Source organism: Amphritea sp. 1_MG-2023, assembly GCF_030547545.1.
Classification (GTDB): Bacteria; Pseudomonadota; Gammaproteobacteria; order Pseudomonadales; family Balneatricaceae; genus Amphritea.
In genome coordinates this window covers 21,770-29,787 of record NZ_JAUOQE010000042.1, presented here as the reverse complement: position 1 = coordinate 29,787, position 8,018 = coordinate 21,770, and the positions used below count along the sequence as shown (strand labels likewise).

General features: G+C 45.5%; 6 protein-coding genes and 2 pseudogenes. 4 read left to right on the top strand and 4 right to left on the bottom strand.

What is annotated here, in order from left to right; translation table 11 throughout:
• Positions 1 to 96: 96 nt before the first annotated feature.
• Positions 97 to 687 (bottom strand): helix-turn-helix domain-containing protein, encoded by a 591-nt coding sequence (locus tag Q4488_RS17010; RefSeq protein ID WP_303581682.1) that lies wholly within the window; start codon positions 685 to 687, stop codon positions 97 to 99.
• A gap of 256 nt (positions 688 to 943) precedes the next feature.
• On the opposite strand from Q4488_RS17010, the gene dctP reads away from it, so the two are divergent.
• From dctP to Q4488_RS16995, 3 genes are read left to right on the top strand one after another with little or no spacing between them, the layout of a single operon-like run.
• The gene (dctP, locus tag Q4488_RS17005) at positions 944 to 1,963 is read left to right on the top strand and encodes a TRAP transporter substrate-binding protein DctP (RefSeq protein WP_303581681.1); all 1,020 of its coding nucleotides are present in this window, start codon (positions 944 to 946) and stop codon (positions 1,961 to 1,963) included.
• Positions 1,963 to 2,487, top strand: a complete 525-nt coding sequence (locus tag Q4488_RS17000; protein ID WP_303581680.1) for a TRAP transporter small permease subunit — start codon at positions 1,963 to 1,965, stop codon at positions 2,485 to 2,487. Before dctP ends, Q4488_RS17000 begins: the two co-directional genes overlap by 1 nt.
• A 47-nt stretch (positions 2,488 to 2,534) precedes the next feature.
• Positions 2,535 to 3,857, top strand: coding sequence for a TRAP transporter large permease subunit (locus tag Q4488_RS16995; protein WP_303581679.1), 1,323 nt, complete (start codon positions 2,535 to 2,537; stop codon positions 3,855 to 3,857).
• Between the two features lie 260 nt (positions 3,858 to 4,117).
• On the opposite strand, the pseudogene Q4488_RS16990 reads toward Q4488_RS16995, so the two are convergent.
• Positions 4,118 to 4,381: pseudogene (locus Q4488_RS16990) on the bottom strand (transposase); the annotation flags it as partial.
• Between the two features lie 96 nt (positions 4,382 to 4,477).
• On the opposite strand from Q4488_RS16990, the pseudogene Q4488_RS16985 reads away from it, so the two are divergent.
• Positions 4,478 to 4,801 (top strand): annotated as a pseudogene (locus tag Q4488_RS16985) (transposase); the annotation flags it as partial.
• A 77-nt stretch (positions 4,802 to 4,878) separates the two neighbouring features.
• On the opposite strand, the gene Q4488_RS16980 reads toward Q4488_RS16985, so the two are convergent.
• Together Q4488_RS16980 and Q4488_RS16975 are read right to left on the bottom strand one after the other, a co-directional pair.
• Positions 4,879 to 5,310 (bottom strand): universal stress protein, encoded by a 432-nt coding sequence (locus tag Q4488_RS16980; protein ID WP_303581678.1) that lies wholly within the window; start codon positions 5,308 to 5,310, stop codon positions 4,879 to 4,881.
• Between the two features lie 71 nt (positions 5,311 to 5,381).
• Positions 5,382 to 8,009, bottom strand: coding sequence for a TRAP transporter permease (locus Q4488_RS16975; protein WP_303581677.1), 2,628 nt, complete (start codon positions 8,007 to 8,009; stop codon positions 5,382 to 5,384).
• Between the last annotated feature and the right edge of the window lie 9 nt (positions 8,010 to 8,018).

Here is an 8,018-nt window from a genome sequence, read left to right as displayed (position 1 = left end):
CTTTCTTATCCATATTGCTTATCCTTAGCCATGACTGGCTTAATTATAAGCAGATACACAATTTAAATTACAGGCTCGTAAATCCTCAACTTAGCATTAAAATGATGCAGGTGTTATAAACCAATACACATCAACATCAACATCACCCTTATTGCTATAAAGATGCTCTTCTGTACTATCAAATGTTAATGTATCTCCTTGATTTAAAGTGAAATGTTTTTTGCCAATCCAGACATCAAGTGTACCGGCGTTAATCAAGATCACTTCACTCCCTTTATGAGAGTACGGTTTGTCAACACCCCCTCCCGACGGTAAGATACAGCGTACGACTTGCATCTTACGGTTTGATTTAGGAGTCAACAATTGATCCACTATTCCGTTTTCATACTGAATTTCTAAATACTGCCCGCTACGCACCACATAATCTTTTTCTACTTCATTTACCTCAGGCTCTCCGGCAAAGAAAAATTGCGCGTTGACACCTAACGCTTTCGATATAGTGACCAGGGCACTAATAGACGGTTGAGCCAAACCTCGTTCAATTTGACTTAAATAACCAGAAGAAAGGCCCGTCTCCTTTGCAAGTTGGGTCAACGTTTTAGCTTTAGACTTCCGTAAACCACGAACTCGATCACCATAAAAACCTTTTCCATCTTCCCCGTTAACCGAGTTTTTTAGATCCTTCATATAAGCAATTGCCACTATTTATGTACGTATTCACTATCTTCTGCATATTGAAAATGCTAACAAATAATAACACAAATCAATTTACTTGACCCTAGTAAAATTTAGTGTATATTTTTTTACTAATGAAACAATTTTATTTGCTATTTTTAATGAATAGCAAACAAGCTTCATTGAAAACAACAATTTAATTGCAGTTAAAAAACCAATATGCCTTAGCACTTCAGCAATAATAGGTATGGATAATAAGGATAAAATCATGCAAAGAAGAAAATTTCTGAAGGCCGCCGCAGCTTCTATGGCCGTTGCCGCTCCACTAATCGCTACCTCTAAATCAGCCACTGCAGACGATAAAGTTCGTTTTCGAATGCAACGATACTGGGGAACTGAAACCGACCATTTACATAAAAATTTTTCGAAAGAGCTTCGTAAGATAAGTGATGGTACCGTGAACATCACTCATTTTCGTGGAGGTGAACTAGTGCCAAACGATCAGATGTTTGCAGCTGTAGCTAAAGGCTCACTCGACATGGCACAAGGCTATGGAGGATATTGGCCTGGACAGATTGATATTGGCAAAATCGAAAGCGGCTTACCTGGTGCATGGTCTACCTATGATGAAGCCCAGTTTATCTGGGAAGGGCAAGGGTTGCTTGAACTTGTTCGTGAAGCCTATGCAGAAAAAGGCGTTTATTTCATGCTTCCTATGTTTAATGGCCCCTATGAGTTATTAACGACTAAACCCGTTAAAAGCTTAGAAGATTTGAAATCCATGAAGATCCGCGCGACTTCGACTATGGCTTCCATTTTTAATCAATTTGATATTCCAACAACCTACGTACCGGCAGAAGAATTATATGTTAGCTTATCCACCGGTGTTATTGATGGCCTGGTCTACGGCGGCCCCCTTGAGTACAAAGCACTGAAATTGAATGAAGTAGCAAAACATTATACTCGTCTAAACCTTATCGATCCTGGCGCCGTCGACAGTATCATTATAAATATGGAGCGTTGGAATAGTCTCTCTGAAAAACAACAATTAGCGATGAAAATGGCTTGTCGTACACTTGCCCATGATCACCACACTTGGAACATGAATGGCCAACTAACCGTTGCATCAGAAGGGCTATTTGAATTTTCAACCCTACCAGAAGCTGACTCGAAAGCATTAACTGAAGCCGCACTTAATACTTGGAAAGACGAAGCCGCTAAATCTGAGCGCAATAAGAAAGCGATTGATATTCTCACTAAAGTAGCTAAAGCGACAGGACGAGTCTAATGATACTTCAACGTTACCTATCCATTCAGGATGGTATCTCGGAGTTCATAGGTCGAGCGGTCAGTTGGATGTGCTTGGCTCTAATATTGGTTCTTCTCTATGAGGTGGTAGCGCGTTATTTTTTTAACGCGCCCACCAACTGGGCCCATGAACTCAGTACCATGCTTTATGGAACTTTTTGTATTTTAGCTGGAGCCTACACCCATAAACACCGAGGCCATGTTCGCAGCGAAGTAATATATGGCCTTTTCCCAAAGAAAGGGCGGGCCGTGATGGACGTCATTACTGGATTAATGGGACTTGCTGTATTTAGTGTTTTTTTCATGGTTGCACTTGAGTTTGCGATGGACTCTTGGGCTATTTTAGAAGTGTCCTCAAAAAGCCCATGGGCTCCACCGTTATACCCTTTTAAATCGGTTATGCCTTTAGCCGTTGCTCTATTAATGATGCAAAGCTTGGCGCATCTCACAAGGGACATATGCATACTATTCAATATATGCATAGAAGAAAATGATGTCACTTGATCTCGTTTTCAATTTCCTCCTGACAAATTATATAAGAGGGTAATGACGTGCTCGATTTAGATCCGCTTACAGTCACCTTAGGCATGTTCGCCTCAATGCTGGTACTACTTATTTTAGGAGCACCGCTGACTTGGTGTTTATTAATTGTCGGCACCGGTTCAGCTTATCTACTTTGGGGAACAAATGGCCTGCAAATATTAGCGACCAGCACATTTTCCTCTATGGATAACTTTATTCTAGTTGCGCTTCCTATGTTTATTTTCATGGGTTTAATGCTTCAGCGCAGCGGAATAACTGATGACATGTTCGACATGGTCTATAAACTCATGGGAAGTGTACCTGGAGGGCTTGGCGTCGGTACCGTTATCATCTGCGCAATCATAGCAGCCATGGCAGGTGTCTCTGGTGCTGCCACTGTCAGCCTAGGATTGATTGCCTTACCCGCCATGCTCAAACGTGGTTATGACAAACAATTAGCCACGGGCACCATTATGGCGGGAGGCGCCCTAGGCTTTCTAATTCCGCCTAGCGTCTTAATGATTGTTTATGCGTTTCTCGCACGAGAGTCAATTGGTAAGCTGTTCGCAGCGGGCGTGATACCTGGACTAATGCTGGCTAGCATATACATTCTCTATATCATAATCCGATCTAGAATTTCCCCAAAGCTTGCTCCTCCCATACCTAAAGAAGACCGCGTAGACTTCAAAGGGAAAATAATTTCACTAAAGGCAATGATCTTACCCTCTATATTAATCGCAACGGTATTAGGCTGTATTGTATCAGGTGTAACAACACCGTCAGAAGCATCTGCCATTGGTGCAGCTGGTTCGATAGTCTTAGCAATGATCTATCGAACCCTAAGCATGAGCATCCTCAAAGATGTGTTACGCTCAACCACCAGCATTATGGGTATGCTAATTTGGATAGCACTAGCCGCAGTGTTCTTTAGTAAAATATACATAGGACTGGGTGCTGGTTCGCTGATCGGAGAACTCATCGAGGATAGCAGTTTATCTCCTTATTGGATAATTATTGCAATGTTGGTTTGCTACTTCATCTTGGGGATGTTTCTTGATGATTTTGCGATTGTATTTATCACTATCCCACTATTCGTGCCCATCGTTAGAGATCTCGGTTTCGATACCATATGGTTTGCCGTACTGTTCATTATCAGTATGCAAACCGCTTATATAACCCCACCCTTTGGTTATAATCTATTTTACATGCGCTCCGTTGCACCACCAGAAATTACAATTTACGACCTCTATAAAGCGACACTACCTTTTGTCGCCTTACAGATCATTGGATTAGGCTTGGTCGTTACTTTCCCACAAATTGCACTATGGTTACCAAATCTTATCTTTGGGTAATCATGCCTCTTTACATCGACGGTGCCCACCGTCGATGATTTTTTTTTACATGAAGCCTCAAATGTAACTCCGAAAATACCCTGTCTCCCCTTCTCTGCTCCTGAGATCCATAGCTGTAATAGCTCCCTATTTCAGACTAATTATCACCTCAAATTTTCACTAGAAGTCGAAACATGATAACTGGATACCGACTCCCTTAGCAGTAATAATCTATTGCACCATCCTCTTGCGCTGAGACGGCTTTAGCACTCGTCGTGCCCTTTGGATATTTTTTTTTGTATAGCTTCCTGAACAATCTCAGCCCTGTGGTGCTCTTCAGCATACATTTTCTTTAAGCGTCAGTTTTCATCTTCAAGCTCTTTCAGTCGAACCATCAAAGATACATCCATAACACCGTATTTCGCGCCACTTATAAAATGAGGCTGAGCTCCGTGTTCACGACAGAGTTCGGGGACTAGCGTTCCCGCTTAGGCTTACTTAAGGATCGCCATGATTTGGCTATCGGTATAACGTGACTTTTTCATGCAGAGTCTTCTGCGTAGAAATTGCGAGAAAGTTCTACTTTTGTAGCACCATTATTTTTCAGGGGTACCTTAAATAAGACGGCAAATGTACTAAATAAGTTACCCAAAGCGATGGAATGCCTATCTAAAGACTGGGAATAAATGCTCGCATTCTACGATTTTCTAGCGGAACACTGAGTACATATTCGGACGACCAACTCTATTGGATCGACCTTTGCGACAGTTCGGTTGCGCACTAAACGAACGCGGAACTGCGGCTCTCACGATGCGACGTTCGCGATGGTATACAAGCTGCTGGAATCATCTCAGAAGCGATAGAAAAGGATCAAGGGATTCAACTTGCTTACCGTGGTAGTCAATAATGTTGAGTTCAAGGACGGAGAGCGGGTAAGGGATCAATCAAATAAGAATGCTATCTGATTTCAGGAACCAGATTTGACAATAACTCTCTTCCCTTACCACTGATAGAAACCTATTCGCACAACGATAAGCCTGACTTAAGGGCGCAACACCAATACCGAACAACCCGCACGCTCAACCACCCGTGAAGAGTTAGAGCCCAACAATACGTGATCAACTTTGCTACGGTGATGTGCTGTCATAATAATCAGATCAGCATTGCTACGCTTGGCCTGTTTGATAATGCGCTCAGCCGGATTGCCCTGATGGACTGAAAGGGTGCGATTAACCTCTGCCGGTAACATTTTCTGAGCCAGTGCTTGCAGCTGTTTTTCGACCGCTTCGTGCGCCTTTTCAACCACTGATTTTTTAAAGTAAGAGGCAACCAACGGGGAGTTAAATCCAGGGATGACGGTCATCAGATGAATGCTGCCCCCTGCTCTATCCACTTCCCGTAATGCCAGTTCTATTGCCTTATCGGAAAAAGACGGCTCTTCAATATCAACCGGAACAATAATTTGCTTAAACATAAATCCTTCCTTTACCACAAAATAGGGTAATCGAAACCGAGGTGCCTAAGACAAGACACCTCAGTCTTGGTTTAAGTATTTGCTGAAATCGGCACCTGATCATCGTCAACCTGGCGACGACGACGCTGGAACAGCACAATAGGGATCAACAGCAACAACGCCGGAATAAACATCAGCTCTTTAGGCGGCTGTCCCTGAGGTACTTCCACCTGCCCTATCTGTTGATCAAACATCAAACCGGCCTTCTCCGCATGACTGTCGAAACCCACCATATCGACCACCACTTTGCCATCAAGATCCGCCAGCTCTAAACCGGCATTGACCAAGCGTTCCTGAGTATTCGCCCCATCAGACAGCTCAAACAATGCGACAAAATCACGGGGATTACCGACATCGTCCTCACCAATCAGATGCAGCCGCAATTCAGCGCCAGCAGGAAGATCCAAGCTATTCCCCATCAGCTCACTGGCGGCCACCGTCTTAAAGGGTGGTGACACCATGTCCATCCAAAAACCGGGACGGAATAGCGAGAAGGCAATCAGGATCAGTAGCGCCGTTTCGTATGCACGGTTACGCACCAAAAAGTACCCTTGAGTCGCTGCGGTAAACAATAAAATCGCCGCCGTCGATATCACAAACACGATAATGCCCTGCCACCAAGTCACATCAATCAATAACAGATCTGTGTTGAAGATAAACAGGAACGGTAAAATAGCGGTTCGTAAACTATAGAAGAATGCGACAAACCCGGTACGGATGGGATCACCACCGGACACCGCCGCCGCGGCAAAAGATGCCAGCCCCACCGGCGGCGTCACATCCGCCATGATACCGAAATAGAACACGAACAGATGCACGGCAATCAACGGTACGATCAGACCAGACTCTTGCCCCAAGGTCACAATCACCGGCGCGAGTAAGGATGACACCACAATATAGTTAGCGGTCGTCGGCAGCCCCATGCCCAGTATCAAACTGAGTACAGCGGTCAGGACGAGCATCAACAACAGATTGCCCATCGACAGCACTTCAACCAGATCGGCCAGCACAGAGCCGACACCGGTTTGCGATACCACTCCGACGATAATACCGGCGGTCGCCGTCGCGATACCGATGCCGATCATGTTACGAGCACCGACGATTAGGCCATCGATCAACTGATTAAAGCCCTTCCTAAACTGTCGACCAAGACCACCCTCATTACGGAAATACGCAAACAAGGATTTTTGAGTCAGCAGGATAAAGACCATCAGCATGGTGGCCCAGAACGCAGAGAGTCCAGGAGACAGGCGTTCAACCATCAGACACCACACCAGCACAATGACCGGCAGAATAAAATGCAATCCAGACTTAACGGTCGGTCCAACTTCCGGCAGCTCTACCACATCAGAGTTGGGATCATCCAATTCAAGGTCTGGGTAGCCTGCAGAGAAACGCACCAACAAGACATAGATAATCAACAACAAGACACCGATGACTAAACTCGCGTATTGACCAAACAACGGTTTGATCCAGCCAATGCCGTAATAGACCACCATCGACACGGCGGCGGTGGCCAAAAAGCCAATCAACACGCCCATCAAACGCGCCATCCAAGGCTTCGCTGCGCTACGCCGAGGCAGACCATACATATTCTGTTTAAGGGCTTCGAGATGCACGATGTAAACCAACGCGATATAAGAGATCAATGCCGGCAGGAAGGCATGCTTGATCACTTCAACATAGGAGATACCCACATACTCAACCATCAAAAACGCTGCTGCGCCCATGACCGGTGGCATAATCTGGCCATTAACCGATGAGGCCACTTCCACCGCACCGGCTTTCTCCGCGCTGAAACCCACGCGCCGCATCATTGGAATGGTAAAAGTACCGGTGGTAACCACGTTGGCGATGGAAGAACCGGAGATCAGCCCAGTCATACCGGACGCAACAACCGCCGCTTTCGCGGGGCCGCCACGGAGATGCCCTAAGAGTGAAAAGGCAACTTTAATGAAATAGTTACCCGCACCGGCTTTATCCAGCAAGGCACCAAACAAGACAAACAGAAACACAAAACTGGTCGATACGCCCAGCGCGATACCAAACACACCTTCGGTAGTGATCCACTGATGGTTAACCACTTCTTTCAAACTGGCGCCCTTATGGGCAATAATTTCCGGCATATAAGGGCCGGCAAAGGTATAAAACAAAAACACTGACGCAACGACCACGAGCGGTGGTCCAAGTGCACGCCGAGTAGCTTCCAACAGGAGAATCCCGCCGGTAATAGCAACGATGATATCTAACGTCGTCGGCAAGCCCGGACGATCAGATATTTGTACATAGAAAATAAACAGGTAGCCGGCGCAAAAAGCCCCCAATACCGCCATCACCATATCCGGTAAAGGCACTCGTTCACGAGGAGAGCCACCCAAGGCGGGATAGGCCATAAAAGAGAGGAATACGGCAAAGGCAAGGTGGATCGAACGGGCTTCGGTATCGTTGAATACACCAAAACTGCCGATCAACGGCCAATCATAAAATGGTAACGGCGAGGCAATCCACAATTGAAATAGCGACCAACACAGCCCCGCAGCCAACAGTATAAGACGTTGAACACCTTTTGGGTCGCGGGCACCGCTATCCGTCGACGCGACTAAATCTTGGAGCTCTGCTTCGCTGAGTTTAGTAGGTTCTTTTGAATTCAGTTCAGTCATAATACTCTC